Consider the following 18,979-nt stretch of genomic DNA (forward strand, 5'->3'; position numbering starts at 1 on the left):
ACCACTGCACATCGCAAGCTAATGGTTTATATTCAGATGCGAAGAAGTTTGTGCCACTTACATCAACATATAGCAACAAGTAAGCGTTTAAACTTGAGGATATAAAACACTTATAGTTTTAAGTACACTAAGCTTATAAGAAATCTAAATGCTTTTTTGCTTTATTTTGCACCAATTGAGTATCCCTGATGCTGCGTAATACTTTCCAGAACAGCTATGTGTATTATCTTCTGTATACTCCGTAGACGCCTTTAAAGAAGCACTAGCGCACAAATTAGTTATTACCATAGTTACCCTGTTTAAAAGGAAGAAAAATGAAACACACCTACTACCTACACGGAATGACCTGCAACGGTTGTCGTAATCACGTAACTCAAACACTTTCTAAAGTGGAAGGTGTAACCAATGTGTCAGTTGATTTAGAAAATGCACAGGTAACTATCGAGATGGCATCTCACATTCCTATTGAAACCTTGCAAAAAGCAATGGAACAGGACGGCGACCGGTATAGCATTTATAAACTTGGAGAACAGCATAAAGCCCTTGCAGCTAAAAAGGAAAAACCCAAAGGAAAAGGCACGGGAACCTTTTATTGCCCTATGCATTGTGAGGGCAATAAAACCTATGACAAAGCTGGCGATTGTCCTGTCTGCGGAATGGATTTGGTGGAAGAGCAAAATTTATCAGCATCTTCAAGTGAACAGTGGACTTGCCCAATGCATGCCGAAATCGTCAAGGACGGATCGGGAGCCTGCCCTATTTGCGGTATGGATTTAGTGCCTTTGCAAGCAGATACTTCTTCCGAAGAGAAAACGTATAAAAAGCTCTTAAACAAATTCTGGATAGCATTAGGATTTACCTTACCGATTTTTTTGATCGCAATGAGCGAAATGATCCCTAATAATCCACTGTACGAGGTGATGGAACAAAAATGGTGGAATTGGATTCAGTTTGCGTTGTCAATTCCCGTTGTATTTTATGCTACTTGGATGTTCTTTGACCGCGCCTATAAAAGTATAAAAACCTGGAACCTCAATATGTTCACGCTCATTGGCATTGGCGCCAGCGTGGCGTGGTTATTTAGTGTTTTTGGCATATTATTTCCAGACTTCTTCCCCGCTCAATTTAAAACTGCAGCTGGCGCCGTACACGTTTACTTTGAAGCGGCTACGGTAATTCTTACGTTAGTGTTAATGGGCCAGGTTTTAGAAGCAAGAGCACACAGCAAAACGAATTCAGCAGTAAAAGAGTTGCTAAAAATTGCACCTAACAAAGCCGTGCGTGTTGTCGATGGCACTGAAGAAGAAGTCTCCATTGATAAAATTGTAAAAGGAGATATTTTACGGGTTAAACCAGGTGACAAAATTCCTGTAGACGGCGTAATTACTGAAGGGCAAAGCACTGTTGATGAATCTATGATTTCTGGTGAACCTATACCCGTCGATAAGACACAAGGCGATAAGGTAAGCAGTGGCACTATAAATGGTAATCAATCTTTTTTAATGAAAGCCGAAAAAGTAGGAAGCGATACCTTACTTTCCCAAATCATCCATATGGTAAACGATGCCAGTCGTAGTCGTGCTCCTATTCAAAAATTAGCAGATACCGTTTCAGGATATTTCGTGCCAGTTGTTGTGATAATTTCTTTAATCACGTTTGCCGTATGGGCAATGTGGGGCCCAGAGCCCGCGTACGTATTTGCTCTAGTTAATGCTATAGCGGTATTAATTATTGCTTGTCCTTGCGCATTAGGCTTAGCAACGCCTATGTCGGTTATGGTGGGTGTTGGTAAAGGTGCTCAAAATGGCGTATTGATTAAAAATGCCGAAGCGCTTGAAAAGTTAGACAAAGTAGACACGCTTATTGTCGATAAAACAGGCACGATTACGGAAGGAAAACCAACCGTTGAGAAAATAGGTGTTTTTGGTCCAAATTTTGGCGAAAGCGAGGTTCTACATTTTATTGCATCGCTAAATAGTGCCAGCGAGCATCCACTTGCTGCTGCAACAGTAAAGTATGGTAAGCAGCAGAAAGTCGATATTTCAAAAACTGAAAACTTTAGTGCAGTAACCGGAAAAGGAGTGGAAGGAACCATTGATGGCAAAAAACTTGGTTTAGGTAATGCCAAAATGATGGAGCATGCAAATGCGACTATTTCTTCCGCAATGACAGCCGAAGCTCAGTCTTTTCAAAAACAAGGCAAAACTGTTTCTTATTTAGCTATAGATGGTGAGGTAGCTGGATATGTCGTTATTGGCGATAAAGTTAAAGCGACCAGTGCCAAGGCTATTAAAGCGCTACAAGATAAAGGCATTGCTGTGATAATGCTCACTGGAGATAATCACGACACCGCCCAAGCAGTAGCTAGTGAGCTTAATCTTGCCGATTTTAAAGCTGGAATGTTACCAGAAGACAAACTCAAAGAAGTCACAAAATTACAACAGCAAGGAAAAGTTGTTGCAATGGCAGGTGATGGTATAAACGACGCGCCGGCACTCGCTAAAAGTGATGTAGGTATCGCCATGGGAACGGGAACTGATGTTGCAATTGAGAGCGCAATGATAACACTCGTAAAAGGAGATCTACACGGCATTGTAAAAGCGAAGAATTTAAGTCATGCCGTGATGAGCAACATTAAACAGAATCTGTTTTTTGCTTTGGTTTACAATGCACTAGGTATTCCTATAGCAGCAGGTTTATTATACCCGTTTTTCGGCATATTATTATCGCCTATGATTGCAGCACTAGCTATGAGCTTTAGCTCAGTTTCCGTAATTGCGAATGCACTACGCTTAAAAACAAAATCAATTAATTAATATCTATCAGAACTAGAAAAAAGATGGGTTCAGAAAACTTAGCGCAAAAAATAAATAGCATAGTGTAATCGGTGCTATGCAGCCATTCGAATATTGCTGTGCCGCTTAATTAACGGCACAGCTTGTTCTGGATACAAAACATATAGATCCTTGTGGATATGCTCATACCACTTGACCATGCACCATAAACACTCAGATTAGACACGTAATTATATTGTAAGCAATTAAAAAATAACAACTTAAACGCTTTTTGATTTTCAGGGTGTGTCTTAATTATAACTGCGTATTATAACTGCATATTGTAACTATCAACTTTAGCGTAGACCTTGCTAGTACCATCTTTAAGTAACACCAGTATCTCGTATGGCATAAAACGGTCTCCCATCTCCATACCAGGCGAGCCTAGCGGCATGGCTGGTACCGTCAGACCAATAGCATTGGCCACTGGTTCTGCTAAAAACATATGGATATATTTAGCGGGAATATGGCCTTCAAATACATAGCCATTCTCAGATACTGCAGTATGGCATGAGATATGGTTGGGCTGAATGCCATAACGATTTTTAATAAAGCTTAAATCATCGTAATCCTTTGCAATGGCGGTTATGCCATTTTGCTCAATATGCGAGATCCATGTCTTACAGCAACCACAAGTGCTGGTTTTATAAACGGTTAATAAAGGTTCACTATTCTTGTTACTCACCACAGGTTCTGGCGTCACTTGTGGCGCATTATTAATCGCCGCCGGTTCGGAGCAAGCTGTGAGTAAAAATACGGCGGCAAATAAGACGGTTAAAGCGTTGAATTTTAGCACCGGGTTCTCCTAATAAAATACGTCATTTTCATCAATGATGTTAAGGTTAATTTTGTGGTCCAACAAGTGTTGTAAACACGCTAGTCGTCACTAATACTGAAACCACCAATAGCGTTTCAATGAAAATTGACAGCCGCAGCGGTTGGGCATTTTTATGCTGCGCCAGCTCATCAACAAGCTTTAGTTTATGCCAAGCTGCTAACAGCAACATGCCACTGACAAATATCAGTTTTAACATCACTAACTGACCATAATTGGTAGTGAATAAATTGCTAATGGGATCTACAAGTTGCAACAACAACAGCACACCACAGGCGATTAATATTGAAACAAAAAACACCGCTACCTTGCCAAAGTATGCCATTAATGTCACTAAACTATCGGCTGGCAACGCTTTACAACTTTGATGCAAGGGCCACAAAGAGCCAGCCCAGGCTGCCATGGCAAGTACATGCAACACTAACACCCCTTTAAACACCGTATTAAGCGCTACAGTATGGCCAGTAAAAGTAAAGCTAGTTGCTAGCAGAATAAATCCAGTCACAGTGACTAACCTTAGTATGGTTTTAAACCTTGCCAGCTTGTTTATCCCCCAGCCACTAAGTAACAACAGCGTAAAACCGACGACCATGAAACTGACTTGGCTTCCCACTGCTGATTGCCACATGATACTAAGCATTAAGGAGTCAAACATACCTGCTAAGCCATTTTCAGCCATAGCACCGGCTTGAATTGGCAATTGTAACAATGATATTACTAGGCCAAAACTCGCCCACTTTAAAAACCAACTGCTAAGCCAAACATCAAAAAACTCAAGCTTAGTATCAGTTGTCCTTAGTTGCTTTAAGCGTAAAGTGTGCATTAATACACTGCCAACACAACTACTGACCGCAGCATAAGTAGCAAACTTTGTTAGTAATAGCATTAACTCCCAATGGCCAATCATCACTCGGTTTCCTTCTACTAATGCTGATGAGAATGCGACTGGTGATTAAGTGACTGATTAGAAGGCTGTTTTGCTTCCATCTTCATATTGCCATGGAGCATAAAACCATAATCACCGCTCATTTTATGACCATCTTGGCCCATAACAATCCAACTCACCTGATAGTTGCCACTTTTAAGGGATGGTAGCGGCCACTCAAATTCTGAAGCAGTTGTTGCTGAAGGCGTAAAACCAAATTTAACCGCGTTTTTCTCTGCATCAGTTAGGCTTAATTTCATCATCCGTACAGGGCCACTGAATGTCAGCTTTAACATTGTAGGGCTTTGCATTAACATCGCCTTATCTGCTGGTACTGTCTCAGTTAAATCAACATGTGCAGACACCGTAGTCGCCATTAATAAAACAGCTATAGTACTCACTATTTTTAATGTTTTTAATATATTCATTTTATCACCTTAATTATTAAAACCAGAACCGCACACCCGCGACCGCACTCGTAGTATCAGTCGCTTCATTATTCGCTCGGGCAAAGTCAGCACTATTGCCATACTTAGCCATCCATTCAACACCTATATAAGGCGCAAACTGACGCGAGAACTCATAACGTAAACGCATTCCAGCATTTAAAGACGATATACCTTTACCGATACCATTAATGGCATCGTCTTTACCATAAGCAGTTAATCCGACACTGCTTTGTAATATCAAACGTTGCGTGAGTAGCAACTCATATTCCGCTTCTGCTGCTATAGCGGTCCGGCCAGAATTACCGACATAGGCCGTTACATCGACCTCAAACCAATAAGGCGCTAACCCTTGGATACCCAATGCCAACCACTGCCGACTTTCACCTTCCGCATAGGTATCAAATCGGGCTCCGAGTTGGGCATCCCAAAAAGTATAAACCGCACGGCTCCATAACAAGTCGGTTTGGCTTTCTTCCAACTTACCATCGCTTACTTCACCTTCCAGCTTTATTGCTAATCGATCAAAGGTGGTGCCATACCAACCCTGTAATTCAAATGCTAAGCTATCCGTAGCAAACTGGTGCTCCAACTTATCTGCTTTAATTGCGTAAAAACGGTGTTCATCAGCCAATATTAACTGGCGACCGACGCCTATGGCATAAGGTCCGTCCGCTAAGGTATAACCGCCAGAATAAGCATGAGGATCTCGGGCATCTGCAGGCGCTTTGCCACCCTGCATTTTCATATCGCCATGATCCATTTGGCTATGATCCATTGCCATATCGCCATGGTCCATTTGACTGTGGTCCATTGCCATATCGCCATGGTTCATCTTGCTATGGTACATTTGGCTGTGGTCCATCGCCTTATCGCCATGGTTCATCTTGCTATGGTCCATTTCGCTGTGGCTCATCGCTTTATCGCCATGGTTCATCTTGCTATGATCCATTTGACTGTGGTCCATCGCCTTATCGCCATGGTTCATCTTGCTATGATCCATCTGGCTGTGGTCCATTACCTTATCGCCATGGTTCATCTTGCTATGGTCCATCTGGCTGTGGTCCATCGCCTTATCGTCATGGTTCATCTTGCTATGATCCATTTCGCTGTGGCCCATCGCCTTATCGCCATGGTTCATCTTGCTATGAGCCATCTGGCTGTGGTCCATCGCCTTATCGCCATGCTTCATCTTGCTATGATCCATCTGGCTGTGGTCCATTACCTTATCGCCATGCTTCATCTTGCTATGGTCCATTTCGCTGTCTGCCATCACCCCAGCACTTACCAGCAATAAACTAGCTGTTAACGCAATCACCGGCGTGGTACTTACTAATTTTGTTATTTTCATGACACCACCACTTCTCTAAACATACCTGCATCCATATGAAATAACAGATGACAATGCCAAGCCCAGCGACCTACATCATGCGGGGTTGTTAAAAAGCTAATTCGCTGCGCAGGCTGCACAGGAATAGTGTGTCGTCTGACTTGTACATCACCGGCTTCATTTTCCAGATCACTCCACATTCCATGCAAATGCATAGGGTGAGGCATCATGGTGTCATTCTGCAAAATCACCCTAACACACTGATTTAATTTCATATGAACAGGTGTACTTTGACCAAACTCTAAACCATCAATTGACCAGCTATAGCGTTCCATATTGCCGGTTAGGTGTAATTCAATTTCAGCTTCAGGACGCCGCGGTTCAATAACACCTTCTAGTGAGTGTAAATCGGATAACGTCAGCACTTTTCGGCCATTATTGCGTAAACCAATGCCCGGATCGTCCAAGTTAGTTCTTGGCGTATCTACCCGCATATCAACCGAAGGGCCATATTCAGTACTGGCATGGCGCACTTGCGTGCTGGCTTTAGCATAAGCAGCGGCCGGCCCTGCATGCTGACTTAAATCCATCGGCATAGCTGCGCCATGTTGGCTATGATCCATAGCGCCCTCTGTCATTGAACCGCCATGGGACATATTGCCCATCATGTCGGCCATCGCTAACCACTCTACTGGATCTACTGCCGGTACCGGTGCATTTATATTGTTAGCTACCGCTAGGGTACCTCGAGCATAACCGGTGCGTTCTATGGTCTGGGCGAAAATGGTATAAGCATCAGATTGCGGTGTGACCAGAACATCATAGGTTTCACCCGGGCCGAATCGGAACTCATCAATAGTTACTGGATGGACATTTTGGCCATCAGACTGCACTACGGTCATTTGCAGTTCCGGGATACGGACATCGAAGAAGGTGTTGCTGGCGCCGTTAATAAAGCGCAAACGAACTTTTTCGCCCTTTTTAAACAGGCCGCGCCAATTGGCCAGCGGCGTACTGCCATTAAATAAGTAAGTCAGTGCGGCGCTAGAAACATCCCCCAAATCTGTCGGGCTCATTCTCATTTCTTGCCACATTTTTCGTTTCGACAATGCGGAATTAAGCCCCTTTTCTGACAGATCTCGGAAAAAATCTCGTACCGTTGGTTGATTATAATTGTAGATATCACCTTGCACTTTAAGTTTACTAAAAACCTGCATAGGATCATCATCGGTCCAGTCTGAAAGCTGTACCACATACTCTCTATCCGCCACGATGATATCTTGCTCTCTAGGCTCGATGATCAGTGCACCGTACATGCCGGTCATTTCTTGAAAGCCACTATGGGAGTGATACCAGTAAGTACCGCTTTGTTGCAAAGTAAACTTATAAACAAAGGTTTCACCGGGCATAATGCCCTTAAAGCTTAAGCCTGGCACTCCATCCATTTGATAAGGTAAAATAATGCCATGCCAGTGAATAGAGCTTGGCACAGATAAGGTATTGGTCACTTTAATCGTCACCTCATCGCCTTCGCGTAAACGTAGCGTTGGTGCCGGAATAGAGCCATTTATGGTAGTTGCTGTACGCACTACACCAGTAAAGTTGACTAAAGATTCAGCAATGGTTAACTCGATAACTTTGCCACTTAATTCAGGTGCTGAACCTGTCGCGGCATTGTCTTTAAAAGAGCTACCGGCGCGAACAACATGCGGGAAACTCGCTATTACGCCTCCGATGGCAAGCCCTTGGACAAATCGGCGCCGCGAGATAGAAGCCGGTAACTTGAACTTGTTATCATTCATTTATATAACCCCTGAACTTATTTATTTCATCTAGCTTAGCTATTTATAACTGTCAGCAACATGACTCTGACATGACAAAGTTGTAATCTTGTTGTCATCTAGCTGACAGCCTGTGTATTGCAAGCTATCAGTTACCCCTATTTACAGGAAAGGTTATGCGATTACTGATTGTTGAAGACGAAATCAAAACGGGTGATTATTTAAAGCAAGGCCTCACTGAAGCGGGTTTTCAAGTTTCACTGGTTAGAAACGGCTTAGACGGCCATCACCTTGCAATGACCGAAGTATTTGATCTGATTGTGCTGGATGTGATGTTGCCTGATGTTAATGGCTGGCGGATAGTACAATCTATTCGCGAAAGCAATAACCTTACGCCAGTATTGTTTTTATCCGCCCGTGATAGCGTTGATGACAGAGTTAAAGGCTTAGAATTAGGCGCGGATGATTACTTAATTAAACCCTTTGCTTTCTCAGAAGTGTTGGCGCGGGTACGCAGCCTAATACGCCGCGGCCAAACCATAACCACCCCAGATTTACTTCAGGTGGCCGATTTACAATTAGACGTCCCCAAAAGAAGAGTCATGCGCAGCGGAGTCAAAATTGCCTTGAGTAATAAAGAGTTTTCTTTATTAGAGTTATTAATGCGCCGCAGCGGTGAAGTCTTACCCCGATCTTTAATCGCCTCACAGATTTGGGATATGAACTTTGATAGCGACACCAATGTTATTGATGTCGCAATAAGAAGGTTACGGGCTAAAGTAGACGATGATTTTATGCCAAAATTAATCCACACCGTGCGCGGCATGGGCTATAAACTTGAAAACGAGCAAGCGGATGAAGCATAACACTAAACGGCCACTGTCCTTGACCCTGAGAGTGGTACTGTCTGTCGTTGTCACTATTGCGGTTTGTTTACTGGTTGTTAGGCAACTGCTTATCAGTTCTATAGAGCACCATTTTATCGAACAAGATGCCGATGAACTTGGCGTTATTGTTCACTCTGTTCAGCAAGTGTTCCTTAAAGAACCTACAGATCCGAAAACTTTAGCTCAATCATTATCGCAAGCTGTTGCCGGACATCATGGCGTGTATTACCAAATAAACAATTCTCAGCAGCAAATTATTTATAACAATGCTAATTTTGATTTAAGCCAACTTACAGATACTGATGAATCCATAGATACATTTAAAATTGAAAATATCCAACACTGGCAATATCAAGATAAAGCCTATCGGGGTATTGCTCTGAACATAGCCACTGCAAACGATAACTACCGGTTAATTACAGCGATTGATATGGATTTTCACATCCACTTTTTGCAGCAACTCGGTCAAAGTCTTTGGGTGATTCTACTCGGTTCCTGCCTCCTTACTTTATTAGCAGCTTGGATTGCGGTGCATCAAGGTTTAGCGCCACTTAGAGGACTAAGTGACAATATGCGCGACATTCAAACCAGCAAACTCGACATTAGATTAAACGCCAACGAAGTACCTTCTGAGTTAACGCATATGGTGCAGTCATTCAACCACATGCTAAACCGCTTAGAGGATGGCTTTACTAAGTTATCGCACTTTAGTGCCGACATTGCTCACGAAATTCGCACCCCTTTAACCAATATTATTACCCAAACCCAAGTCAGTTTATCTCGGCAACGAACGGCTGAGGAATACCAAAACGTGTTATTTTCGAATTTGGAAGAGCAAGAGCGGCTTAGCAAGATGGTTAGCGATATGCTGTGGTTGGCTAAAAGTAAAAATGGTTTAATCACACCAAATAAACAGCCTTTAAATATTGCCAAAGAAGTCGCGGCCATATTCGAGTTTTTTGAAGCGTTAGCAGACGAGGCTGGAGTCAAACTCGCGTTTACCGGTCAGCCCAGCGTCATTAATGCCGATCGCACCTTACTAAGGCATGCTTTAACTAATTTATTGTCAAATGCGATACGACACACAGCTTCTGGACACAGCATTATAGTCAACAGCTATCAGCAAGCTGCTAACACGCTTTGTATCAGTGTCGAAAACCCCGGCCCAGCAATATCCGCCGAGCATTTGCCGTATTTATTTGAACGTTTTTATCGCGCCGATCAATCAAGACAACGCCACAGTGATGGTGCAGGTTTGGGGCTGGCTATTACTAAAGCGATTATCGAAGCACATGACGGTGATATCAGCGTCACTTCAGATAAAAATCTCACACGTTTTGTTATTACACTACGCATGACTTAACGATATAAAACCCCGACAAACCCTGATAAAGCCCTGCGTAATGTTAATTACGCAGGGCTTATTTAATTAGCTAAAGACATCAAAAGCGATATCAGATTCAGGCACCCCTTTATCTCTCAGTAACCTTATGGTGTCATCCATCAATCCTTTGGGACCGCATAAATAAAATTCAGGATCGCCTTGCGCAACGATATTTTGCCAATTTAAAGCCAATACATGTTGGGCATAACCGGTCGCAAATTACCGATAGAAAAAGACAGTTTTGTTACACCTTTGGCCGATATTGATGCCTTTATCAACAATGCAAAATCGCGGCTCTGGCAGCGTGAGCCTAAGGTGCGTGACTTAGCTTAATCGGGTTTAGTTAAATTAAAACTTAGAACTCGGCTTGCTTGCTGGGTTTTAAGTTTTTAGATCGCGGAGCTCTTCAGTTACAATGCACCTACATCGCATCTCATAATCGCTATTAGGCGTGTATAACTTATTATGCAACTGATCAAAATTGATAAAGCCCGTTATCGGCGGCATTTAAACCGCGTTATTGTCGGCAGTATCGCGGCGTTGGCCATCGGTAGTTTAGCCATAGCGCAAATACTTATTGCGCTATTTCCTGACGCAAGCGGCAGCCATTTCCATTGGAATTTATTAGGTGTAGTTGTTACCACGCTAACTATAGGTTGGCTATTGAACAAATATCGCACGCATGCTTATATGACCGAAGTGGTATATGTGTGGGACTTAAAGCAGGCGCTAAATAAAATAACCCGCAAAATGCCTAAGCTGAAAGCAGCCGCGCAAGCCGGTAATGCCGACGCCCTTTTGGCGCTGCAATACAGTTATGCTGGGTCGCGCTTATTGTGGCACTTAGACGACAATAGCATAGTGATGGAAGAGTTATCCGTTGCCCAATTAGAGCTTGACAGCTTAATCACCAAGTATAATCTGACGTTAAATACCGATGATTATAACGATTTAATTTTAAACCAGTTTTAACGTTTCTTTGCTGGTTTTAGTTCAGGCAACCAAAAACCTACTATGCCTAATAGCGGTAATACCGCACACACCTTGTACACCATGCCAATGCTATAAAAGTCAGCTAATGCACCTATAGCAGCGGCGCCTATGCCTGCAATGCCAAAGGCGATACCAAAAAACAGCCCAGATACAGTACCAATTTTACCTGGCATTAATTCTTGGCCGTACACAATCATCGCTGGGAATGCTGAAGCTAAAATCATGCCGACTAAAAACACTAATACCAGCGTGGTAGAAAAGCTAACAAAAGGCAGCATTAAAGCAAAAGGGGCTGAGCCTAAAATAGAACCTAAAATAATACGTTTGCGGCCTATGTAGTCGCCCACCGGTCCGCCGGCAATAGTGCCTATGGCAACACCAACTAAAAATAAAAACAAGCAGTATTGCGAGGTTTGAATACTCACGTCAAAGCGGTCAATTAGATAAAACGTAAAGTAACTGTGTAAGCCCGCCAAATAAACAAACTTAGAAAACAGTAACATTAGTAACAAGGTTAATGCGGTTCGTACTTGCGTCTTGCTAAGGCCGTTATCATACTTAGCTAAGCTGGCTCGGCCTTTAACTGTTTTTAAATTTGCCGAATACCAGTAACTCACCCTTAATAATAAGGTCATACCAAGTAGCGCTAATAATGCCACCCAAGCGACACTTTTTTGGCCATTAGGTAAAATTAATACGGCTGCAAAAATAGGGCCTATTGCGGTGCCAACATTGCCCCCTACCTGGAAGATAGATTGCGCTAAACCGTGTTTTCCAGCCGATGCCATTCTAGCAATACGCGACGATTCAGGATGAAACACCGAAGAACCTATACCTATTAACGCTGCAGCCAACAACACCATGCCATAGCTTGCTGCATAGGCCAGAATAATTAAGCCAAACAACGTAAAACTCATGCCAATAGGTAAAGAAAATGGCATCGGCTTTTTATCAGTAAAACGACCAATAAATGGCTGTAACAAGGACGCCATCGTTTGGTACACCAGAGTAATTAAGCCTATTTGCATAAAACTAAGATTAAAATTACCCGATAACACCGGATAAAGCGCCAGCATAACTGACTGCATCATGTCATTAATGGCGTGGCTGGCACTAATTGTGGTTAAAATGCCATAAGAAACGCGGTTTTCAGGGGCAGCTGCTGGATGTGCGGTGTTCACTTGGCTCATAAATGCAACATAGAAAAAGAATGGCCTAGCTATGATACAAAAATGCACGCCTTGTTACTAATCACACTAAGCTATTTGCGCTATTTGGCGGGTTACGTCGGTTATTTCAGCAAGTAATGGAATAAGGAACTGCTAAGCACGGTCGATTAATCGTTGTTCACTGGGCAATATCGTTAAAATAGACTAGCATTTACCCTTCTATTAAATCGAAACAAACTATTACTTAGTGGGTAGTTTTGCGCCTCTTCTGGGCAATAACAAAACCTTAAATAAACGCTTAAGCTTACACAATAACGCCGAGCTGCCGGCTCTAAGCCTGCTATGCGCTAGCATATTAGGGATGAACGGTACGCCGTGGCAATAACGCCACCGGGTTTAGCTGGAAACGGCTACACCTCCCCTATTGGAAAGGTGTGCTATGTTAATTGACGCATTTTCGCGCCGTTTTACTTATTTACGGCTATCTATCACTGAAAGTTGCAACTTTCGCTGTAGCTACTGCTTACCTAATGGCACCGATTGCGAGTCACGCAGTGGTGAACTTAACCTTGTTGAAATACGCCGCTTAGTAACAGCCTTTGCCCGTTTAGGCACAAAAAAAGTACGTATTACCGGCGGCGAGCCCTCACTGCGAAAAGACTTAACCGAGATTATTGCTATCTGTAAAAGTGTACCCGGCATTGAAAAAGTGGCCATAACCACCAATGGCTATCGGTTAGCGCGCGATGCACAAGCCTGGTTTGATGCCGGTTTAGACGCAGTAAACGTTAGCATTGATAGCTTAGATGCGGACACTTTTCACCTAGTTACTGGGCAAGATAAATTAGCCGATATTTTAGCCGGTGTTGCCAAAGCCCGCGCGGTTGGCATTAAACAGGTTAAAATTAATACCGTGCTACTGCGCCAACATAATGCGTTAGCCCTGCCCGACTTTTTAGACTTTATTAAATCGCAAGATATTAGCCTGCGTTTTATCGAGCTAATGCGCACCAACGACAATACCCAGTATTATAAAAACCAACATTTAAGTGGCGAAAGTATTCAGCAAAAACTGCTAGCCACAGGCTGGCAACTTAAAGCCAAAAGCAGCACCGATGGCCCCGCTTTAGAGTATTACCATGGTGACTACCAAGGCCGTATTGGCCTTATTATGCCTTATAGCAAAGATTTTTGTGCCGACTGCAATAGACTAAGAGTCTCTAGCCAAGCCGGTTTATATTTGTGCCTGTTTACCGAGCAGCAACAAGACTTACGCCAACTACTGCAAAACGATGACGCGCTACCGCTAATGCAGTTTTTGCAACAAGCGGTACTGGGTAAAGAGGCAACACATTACTTGCATCAAGACTTTAGCGGCGGCACTCGACATTTGGCGCAAATAGGAGGTTAGTGTGGCAGTAATGCAAACACCCTCTTTGTCGCTTAAGGTGCCGGCCTTTACCGCAGTAATTTTAGCTGGCGGTCTTTCATCACGTATGGGCCAAGATAAAGCCCTGTTACAAATTAATGGCCAAAGCCTGCTTAAACATATGCAGCAACGGGTTAGCCAAGCTGGTGCAAGCCAAATTATCATTAGCCGTAATCAACCGGGGTTTATTGCTGATATAACACCAGAGCAAGGCCCACTTGGCGGTATTTTATCGGTACTGCCACATTGCACCGAGCCTAAACTATTAATAGTGCCGATAGACATACCGCTAATTAGTGTTGCTAGCTTGCAACAGCTACTTACCGCAAGCAGCGCGGCCAGTTACTTTGCTGAGCATCCGTTACCTTGTGTGCTACCCAATAATGCCGCGTTAAAACAGCGTATTATTAGCCAACTGCATACCGGACAACGTTCAATAAAAGCATTACTGCACGGGCTTAGTGCAAGCCAACTGAGCGCCGATAACACCCAACTAATTAATACCAATACGCCAGCACAGTGGCAACACTGTATGCAGCAGTTAACGCTAGGAGTGCAAGATGGCCAAGCCTAATTTAAGCCAGTTTTATTCGCTTAACATCGCCGTACTTACGGTATCAGATAGCCGCACTAGCCAAAATGACAGCAGTGGCGACTTATTAACTGAGCTATTGCAAGGCGCTGGCCACCAACTAATTAGCCGTGCAATACAGGCTAACCAAAAACACCAATTACGGGCCGTGCTTAGCCAGTGGATAGCCAGTAGTGATATTCAAGTAATATTAATCAATGGCGGTACCGGTTATGCTGCAGGTAACTGCACCATAGAAGCATTAACGCCGTTATTAGATACCTGCGTGCCGGGCTTTGGTGAGTTGTTTCGTAGTATTTCCTTGGCCAATATTGGCTCAGCCGCGCTGCAATCAGGCGCGCTAGCGGGTATGGCTAATGGCACCTTAGTATTTGCTATGCCAGGTTCAGGCAACGCTTGTCGCCTTGCCATGCAACAGCTTATTTTACCGCAACTAGACAGCACTACTGGGCCCTGTAATTTTGTTGCGCACGTTAAAAACAGCCCAAGCAAAGCTTGCCCAATCGATAACAGGAAAGCGTAATATGTCTGAACTTACCCATTTAGATCACACTGGCGCAGCGGCAATGGTCGATATTAGCAACAAAGCTGAAACTAAACGCGAAGCCCGCGCTAGCGGTATGGTGCAAACCACACCACAAGTGATTAATTTAATTTCACAGGCGTTAATTAAAAAAGGTGATGTACTCGCTACTGCGCGTATTGCCGGCATTATGGCAGCAAAAAAGACCAGTGAGCTTATTCCGTTATGCCACAGCCTAATGCTAAGTAAAGTAAGCATAGACTTTAAGCTGCAGCCTGAATTGGGCCAAATACAAATAGAAAGCTGTTGCGTAGTAAGCGGGCAAACTGGGGTAGAAATGGAAGCGCTAACGGCGGTATCTGTGGCAGCACTGACCATTTACGATATGTGCAAAGCGGTGGATAAAGCGATGTGCATTAGCGATATTCAGTTACTGGAAAAAACCGGCGGTAAGTCGGGGCATTATTTACTAGCAGCCGATAAGTAAGCTATACGCATAATTATTATTTGCTAACAGAAAAAGGGTAATAAAATGATTAAAATTCTGTTTTTTGCTGCACTGCGTGAGCGCTTAGACTGCGAACAATACCTACTTAGCTGCGATGATACCAAGCTTGATGTTGCCGCTGTAGTAAACCAATTACAAAGCTTAGGCAATAACTGGCGGCAAGAGCTTAGCCGCACCGACTTACTTTGCGCACTTAACCAACAGCTGGTGCCATTAACAGCAAGGGTTAGGTCTGGCGATGAGCTCGCGTTTTTTCCACCGGTAACCGGAGGTTAATATGTCAGTGTCAGTGTCAGTGTCAGTGTCAGTGTCAGTGTCAGTAGCAGTGCAACAGGCTAACTTTTCCGTCGCGGATGAATATGCAGCGTTAAGCCAAAACCCACAATGTGGTGCCGTTGTTACCTTTAGTGGCTTAGTACGTGAGCTCGCAGATACGCAGTTGCAAGCAATGACATTAGAACACTACCCGAGTATGACCGAACGGGCATTACATGATATTGGCCAACAAGCATTAAGCCGCTGGCAACTAGGTGCGGTAAGAATTATTCACCGTGTTGGCCGACTAACGCCCAATGAGCAAATTGTCTTTGTTGGTATTGCTAGTGCCCACCGAGATGCCGCCTTTGCTGCCGCACAATTTATTATGGATTACCTAAAAAATCAGGCGCCATTGTGGAAAAAAGAGCATACCGCTGCTGGCGATTATTGGGTAGAGGCTAAAACTACAGATCAGGCGGCGATTAAACGCTGGTTATAAATCTAGGCTCACGGCTTTAACTAACGCATAAAGCAGCTGACCAGGCTGTAACGCTAGCCGCTGTAATGAGCGACGACTAATACGTGACAGTAATACTTGATCGCTCAAGGCTAATTTTAACAACACATGGCCGGGGTTTGGGTCATCACTGATCTCAAGCAAGGTTACCGCTAAGCAATTATTAACACTAAACTGCTGCGGTGGCGCAAGCGCTATAGCCACATCACGCGCCAGCACTCTGGCCCGCACCTCAGTACCTAAAGCAATATTTTGCTGCGAAATAGACAAGCACTGGCCATCGGCAAGCTGTAATTCGCTAATATAGTCATCGCTATGCGCCTGTACCCTAGCTTTAATCACTGCCGCGGCATTAGCGCTATGGGCAAGCGGTAAATCGGTACGAGTAAGTAACTCTTGCAGTGGGCCTTGTGCTAGCACCCGCCCCTGCTCTAACAACACCATATAGTCAGCAAGCCTAGACACCTCATCAATAGCATGACTAACGTAAATAATGGGTATGCCTAAGCTGGCATGCAAGCGCTCAATATAAGGCAAAATTTCGGCTTTACTGCTTTGATCTAATGACGCCATAGGCTCATCCATTAGCAATAGCCGCGGGCTAGTCAGTAACGCTCGTGCAATAGCCACACGCTGGCGCTGGCCGCCCGACAACTGCTCAGGGTAACGTTTTAATAAGCTGCTTAAACCTAATAATTCCACAGTTTCAGTAAAACAAATCTGCCGCTGTGCTTTAGCTACGCGGTTATAGCCAAACATCAGATTGCGCTCTACGTTAAGATGCGGAAATAAACTCGCCTCTTGAAATACATAACCTAATGCACGTTGGTGCACGGGTAAAAATAGTTGCTCATCTTGCCAAACGTCACCGTTTACCGACAAGCTCATGCTATTAACACGCTCTAAGCCGGCAATACAGCGCAAAATTGTGGTTTTACCTGAGCCAGAGCGGCCAAACAACGCGGTAATACCTTTAGCGGGTAACTCAAGCTTAACCTCAAGTTGAAAACTACCGCGCTGTAAATTGATACTGGCAGTAATACTCATGTAATAGCCACAACTTTAAATTTTCTGTTTAGCGCATAAACCGCCAATAGCAAACTAAAAGACAAGGTGACTAATATTGCCGATAACGTATGGGCCGAGGCGTAATCCATGGCTTCAACGTGATTATAAATGGCAATAGACGCCACCTGAGTACTACCAGGAATATTACCGCCAACCATAATAATGACACCAAATTCACCTAAAGTATGGGCAAACGACAATACGGTAGCGGTTAAAAAACCACGGCGCGATAACGGCAACACCACACTAAAAAAACGATCGACAGGTGATGAGCGCAAAGTAGCCGCCACCTCAAGCATACGGCCACCGGCAGCCTGAAATGCCGACGTTAATGGCTGTACCACAAAGGGTAGCGAATAAATCATCGAACCAATAACCAAGCCAGTAAAGGTAAAGGCAAGATGATTAAACCCCATAGCTTCTAGGCTTGCGCCAACCCAACCTTTGGGGCCAAGTAATAGCAGCAAATAAAACCCCAACACCGTAGGTGGCAGCACCAAAGGCAACATTACTAATGCCTCTATTACCGTACGTCCGCGCCAACGAGTATGTGCTAACCACCATGCTAAGGGCGTGCACAGCAACAACAAAATGGCCGTACTAACGACGGCCAGTTTAAAGGTTACCCAAAGTGCGGTGATATCATCAGCAGATAGCATGCATAAATCCAAAATAGTGGCGGTATGGCTAACGGGTGTTTTCTACATGATAACCAGCAGCCTGTATCACAGCAATGGCATCAGGCGTTTGTAACCAGTGCATAAACTTGCGTGCAGCAATTAATACTTGAGGGTCTTGCTCAGCGTGTTTTAAAATCACCGCTTGTTGCACTATTGGTTCATACATTGTTGTCGGTGCTTGCCAGTACGAGCCGGTAATTGAACCGTCGGCATTAATTATTTGCGCTAACGCGACAAAGCCTAAAGGTGCCGCACCAGAGGCAACTTGGCTGTAGGCCTGACCTATAGACTGCGCACGTACCAACTTCTTTTTTTCATTTAATTTTTGCCACACGCCCAAATTCTGCATAATTTGTTGAGCAGCCGCACCATAAGGTGCATTACGAGGTTCCGCAATACTAAGGTGTTTAAAGCTCGCAGTTTTTAATACCGAAGCCTGCTCATCTATCAGCTGTTTGTCGGTTGACCATAATACTGGTACCCCTACCGCATAAGTATATTGTGAGTCGGCAAGTGCAAGCTGCTCGGCAACAAGTTGGGTTGGCCGCTGTGCATCAGCAGAAAAAAATAGATGAAACGGCGCTGCTTGCTGAATTTGTGCATATAGCGCCCCCGATGAACCTGCACTAATTAAAAACGTTTGGTTATGCTGTTGCTGATACATAGCCGTAAGTTGCTGTAAGCTACCATTAAAGTTAGCCGCCACAGCAATACGCAGTGGCTCAGCAGCAAAAATAGCACTACTGAACATTAGCGCTAGGCTAGATAGGCTCAAATAGTTAGTGGCCTTCGTCAATAAACCCATCGGGTATCCCTCTTT

The 18,979-nt window shown here is 44.0% G+C and carries 20 protein-coding genes and 1 riboswitch; of the genes, 11 read left to right on the forward strand and 9 right to left on the reverse strand.

What is annotated here, in order from left to right:
* Positions 1-314 precede the first annotated feature (314 nt).
* The gene (locus MN199_RS07325) at positions 315-2,816 is read left to right on the forward strand and encodes a heavy metal translocating P-type ATPase (RefSeq protein ID WP_335738920.1); all 2,502 of its coding nucleotides are present in this window, start codon (positions 315-317) and stop codon (positions 2,814-2,816) included.
* Positions 2,817-3,102: 286 nt separating this feature from the next.
* On the opposite strand, the gene MN199_RS07330 is transcribed toward MN199_RS07325, so the two are convergent.
* From MN199_RS07330 to MN199_RS07350, 5 genes are read right to left on the reverse strand one after another with little or no spacing between them, the layout of a single operon-like run.
* Positions 3,103-3,630: a DUF411 domain-containing protein gene (locus MN199_RS07330; protein WP_335738921.1), complete on the reverse strand. Its 528-nt coding sequence runs from the start codon at positions 3,628-3,630 to the stop codon at positions 3,103-3,105.
* A gap of 46 nt (positions 3,631-3,676) precedes the next feature.
* Positions 3,677-4,576, reverse strand: a complete 900-nt coding sequence (locus tag MN199_RS07335; protein WP_335738922.1) for a copper resistance D family protein — start codon at positions 4,574-4,576, stop codon at positions 3,677-3,679.
* Between the two features lie 17 nt (positions 4,577-4,593).
* Positions 4,594-5,022, reverse strand: coding sequence for a copper resistance CopC family protein (locus MN199_RS07340; protein WP_335738923.1), 429 nt, complete (start codon positions 5,020-5,022; stop codon positions 4,594-4,596).
* A gap of 16 nt (positions 5,023-5,038) precedes the next feature.
* Positions 5,039-6,391 carry a copper resistance protein B gene (locus MN199_RS07345; RefSeq protein ID WP_335738924.1) on the reverse strand — a complete coding sequence of 451 codons (1,353 nt, stop codon included), beginning with the start codon at positions 6,389-6,391 and terminating at the stop codon, positions 5,039-5,041.
* Positions 6,388-8,172: a copper resistance system multicopper oxidase gene (locus MN199_RS07350; RefSeq protein ID WP_335738925.1), complete on the reverse strand. Its 1,785-nt coding sequence runs from the start codon at positions 8,170-8,172 to the stop codon at positions 6,388-6,390. The genes MN199_RS07345 and MN199_RS07350 overlap by 4 nt, the downstream gene beginning before the upstream one ends.
* Before the next feature lie 155 nt (positions 8,173-8,327).
* Between MN199_RS07350 and MN199_RS07355 the strand changes: the two genes are divergently transcribed.
* The 4 genes from MN199_RS07355 to MN199_RS07370 all read left to right on the forward strand — a co-directional run bounded on the left by MN199_RS07355 (position 8,328) and on the right by MN199_RS07370 (position 11,394).
* Positions 8,328-9,017: a heavy metal response regulator transcription factor gene (locus tag MN199_RS07355; RefSeq protein WP_111570589.1), complete on the forward strand. Its 690-nt coding sequence runs from the start codon at positions 8,328-8,330 to the stop codon at positions 9,015-9,017.
* Positions 9,007-10,401, forward strand: a complete 1,395-nt coding sequence (locus MN199_RS07360; RefSeq protein WP_335738926.1) for a heavy metal sensor histidine kinase — start codon at positions 9,007-9,009, stop codon at positions 10,399-10,401. Before MN199_RS07355 ends, MN199_RS07360 begins: the two co-directional genes overlap by 11 nt.
* A gap of 216 nt (positions 10,402-10,617) precedes the next feature.
* A complete protein-coding gene (locus MN199_RS07365; protein ID WP_165907356.1) occupies positions 10,618-10,755 on the forward strand; it encodes a hypothetical protein in 138 nt (45 codons plus the stop codon).
* 132 nt (positions 10,756-10,887) lie between these two features.
* Complete coding sequence (locus MN199_RS07370) at positions 10,888-11,394, forward strand: DUF3087 domain-containing protein (RefSeq protein WP_132583924.1); 507 nt, start codon at positions 10,888-10,890, stop codon at positions 11,392-11,394.
* Here the strand turns inward: MN199_RS07370 and MN199_RS07375 are convergent.
* Entirely contained in the window at positions 11,391-12,605 is a 1,215-nt protein-coding gene (locus MN199_RS07375; protein WP_132583926.1) for an MFS transporter, read from the reverse strand. The two genes, MN199_RS07370 and MN199_RS07375, sit on opposite strands and share 4 nt — an antisense overlap.
* A 282-nt stretch (positions 12,606-12,887) precedes the next feature.
* Positions 12,888-13,035, forward strand: a riboswitch (molybdenum cofactor riboswitch).
* On the opposite strand from MN199_RS07375, the gene moaA reads away from it, so the two are divergent.
* The 6 genes from moaA to moaE all read left to right on the forward strand — a co-directional run bounded on the left by moaA (position 13,024) and on the right by moaE (position 16,393).
* The gene (gene moaA, locus MN199_RS07380; protein WP_335738927.1) at positions 13,024-13,995 is read left to right on the forward strand and encodes a GTP 3',8-cyclase MoaA; all 972 of its coding nucleotides are present in this window, start codon (positions 13,024-13,026) and stop codon (positions 13,993-13,995) included. Its footprint overlaps the riboswitch before it by 12 nt.
* Before the next feature lie 10 nt (positions 13,996-14,005).
* Positions 14,006-14,587: a molybdenum cofactor guanylyltransferase gene (gene mobA, locus MN199_RS07385; protein WP_335739194.1), complete on the forward strand. Its 582-nt coding sequence runs from the start codon at positions 14,006-14,008 to the stop codon at positions 14,585-14,587.
* The gene (locus MN199_RS07390; RefSeq protein WP_335738928.1) at positions 14,574-15,128 is read left to right on the forward strand and encodes a molybdenum cofactor synthesis domain-containing protein; all 555 of its coding nucleotides are present in this window, start codon (positions 14,574-14,576) and stop codon (positions 15,126-15,128) included. Before mobA ends, MN199_RS07390 begins: the two co-directional genes overlap by 14 nt.
* Before the next feature lies 1 nt (position 15,129).
* The gene (moaC, locus tag MN199_RS07395; RefSeq protein ID WP_335738929.1) at positions 15,130-15,615 is read left to right on the forward strand and encodes a cyclic pyranopterin monophosphate synthase MoaC; all 486 of its coding nucleotides are present in this window, start codon (positions 15,130-15,132) and stop codon (positions 15,613-15,615) included.
* A 45-nt stretch (positions 15,616-15,660) separates the two neighbouring features.
* Positions 15,661-15,912 carry a MoaD/ThiS family protein gene (locus MN199_RS07400; RefSeq protein WP_335738930.1) on the forward strand — a complete coding sequence of 84 codons (252 nt, stop codon included), beginning with the start codon at positions 15,661-15,663 and terminating at the stop codon, positions 15,910-15,912.
* A gap of 1 nt (position 15,913) precedes the next feature.
* A complete protein-coding gene (gene moaE / locus MN199_RS07405) occupies positions 15,914-16,393 on the forward strand; it encodes a molybdopterin synthase catalytic subunit MoaE (protein WP_335738931.1) in 480 nt (159 codons plus the stop codon).
* On the opposite strand, the gene modC is transcribed toward moaE, so the two are convergent.
* From modC to modA, 3 genes are read right to left on the reverse strand one after another with little or no spacing between them, the layout of a single operon-like run.
* The gene (gene modC / locus MN199_RS07410; protein ID WP_335738932.1) at positions 16,388-17,458 is read right to left on the reverse strand and encodes a molybdenum ABC transporter ATP-binding protein; all 1,071 of its coding nucleotides are present in this window, start codon (positions 17,456-17,458) and stop codon (positions 16,388-16,390) included. The two genes, moaE and modC, sit on opposite strands and share 6 nt — an antisense overlap.
* The gene (gene modB / locus MN199_RS07415; protein ID WP_132583940.1) at positions 17,455-18,138 is read right to left on the reverse strand and encodes a molybdate ABC transporter permease subunit; all 684 of its coding nucleotides are present in this window, start codon (positions 18,136-18,138) and stop codon (positions 17,455-17,457) included. Before modB ends, modC begins: the two co-directional genes overlap by 4 nt.
* Positions 18,139-18,166: 28 nt before the next feature.
* Positions 18,167-18,964, reverse strand: a complete 798-nt coding sequence (gene modA / locus MN199_RS07420; RefSeq protein WP_335738933.1) for a molybdate ABC transporter substrate-binding protein — start codon at positions 18,962-18,964, stop codon at positions 18,167-18,169.
* Between the last annotated feature and the right edge of the window lie 15 nt (positions 18,965-18,979).

Source organism: Rheinheimera metallidurans (assembly GCF_036983985.1).
Classification (GTDB): Bacteria; Pseudomonadota; Gammaproteobacteria; order Enterobacterales; family Alteromonadaceae; genus Alishewanella; species Alishewanella metallidurans.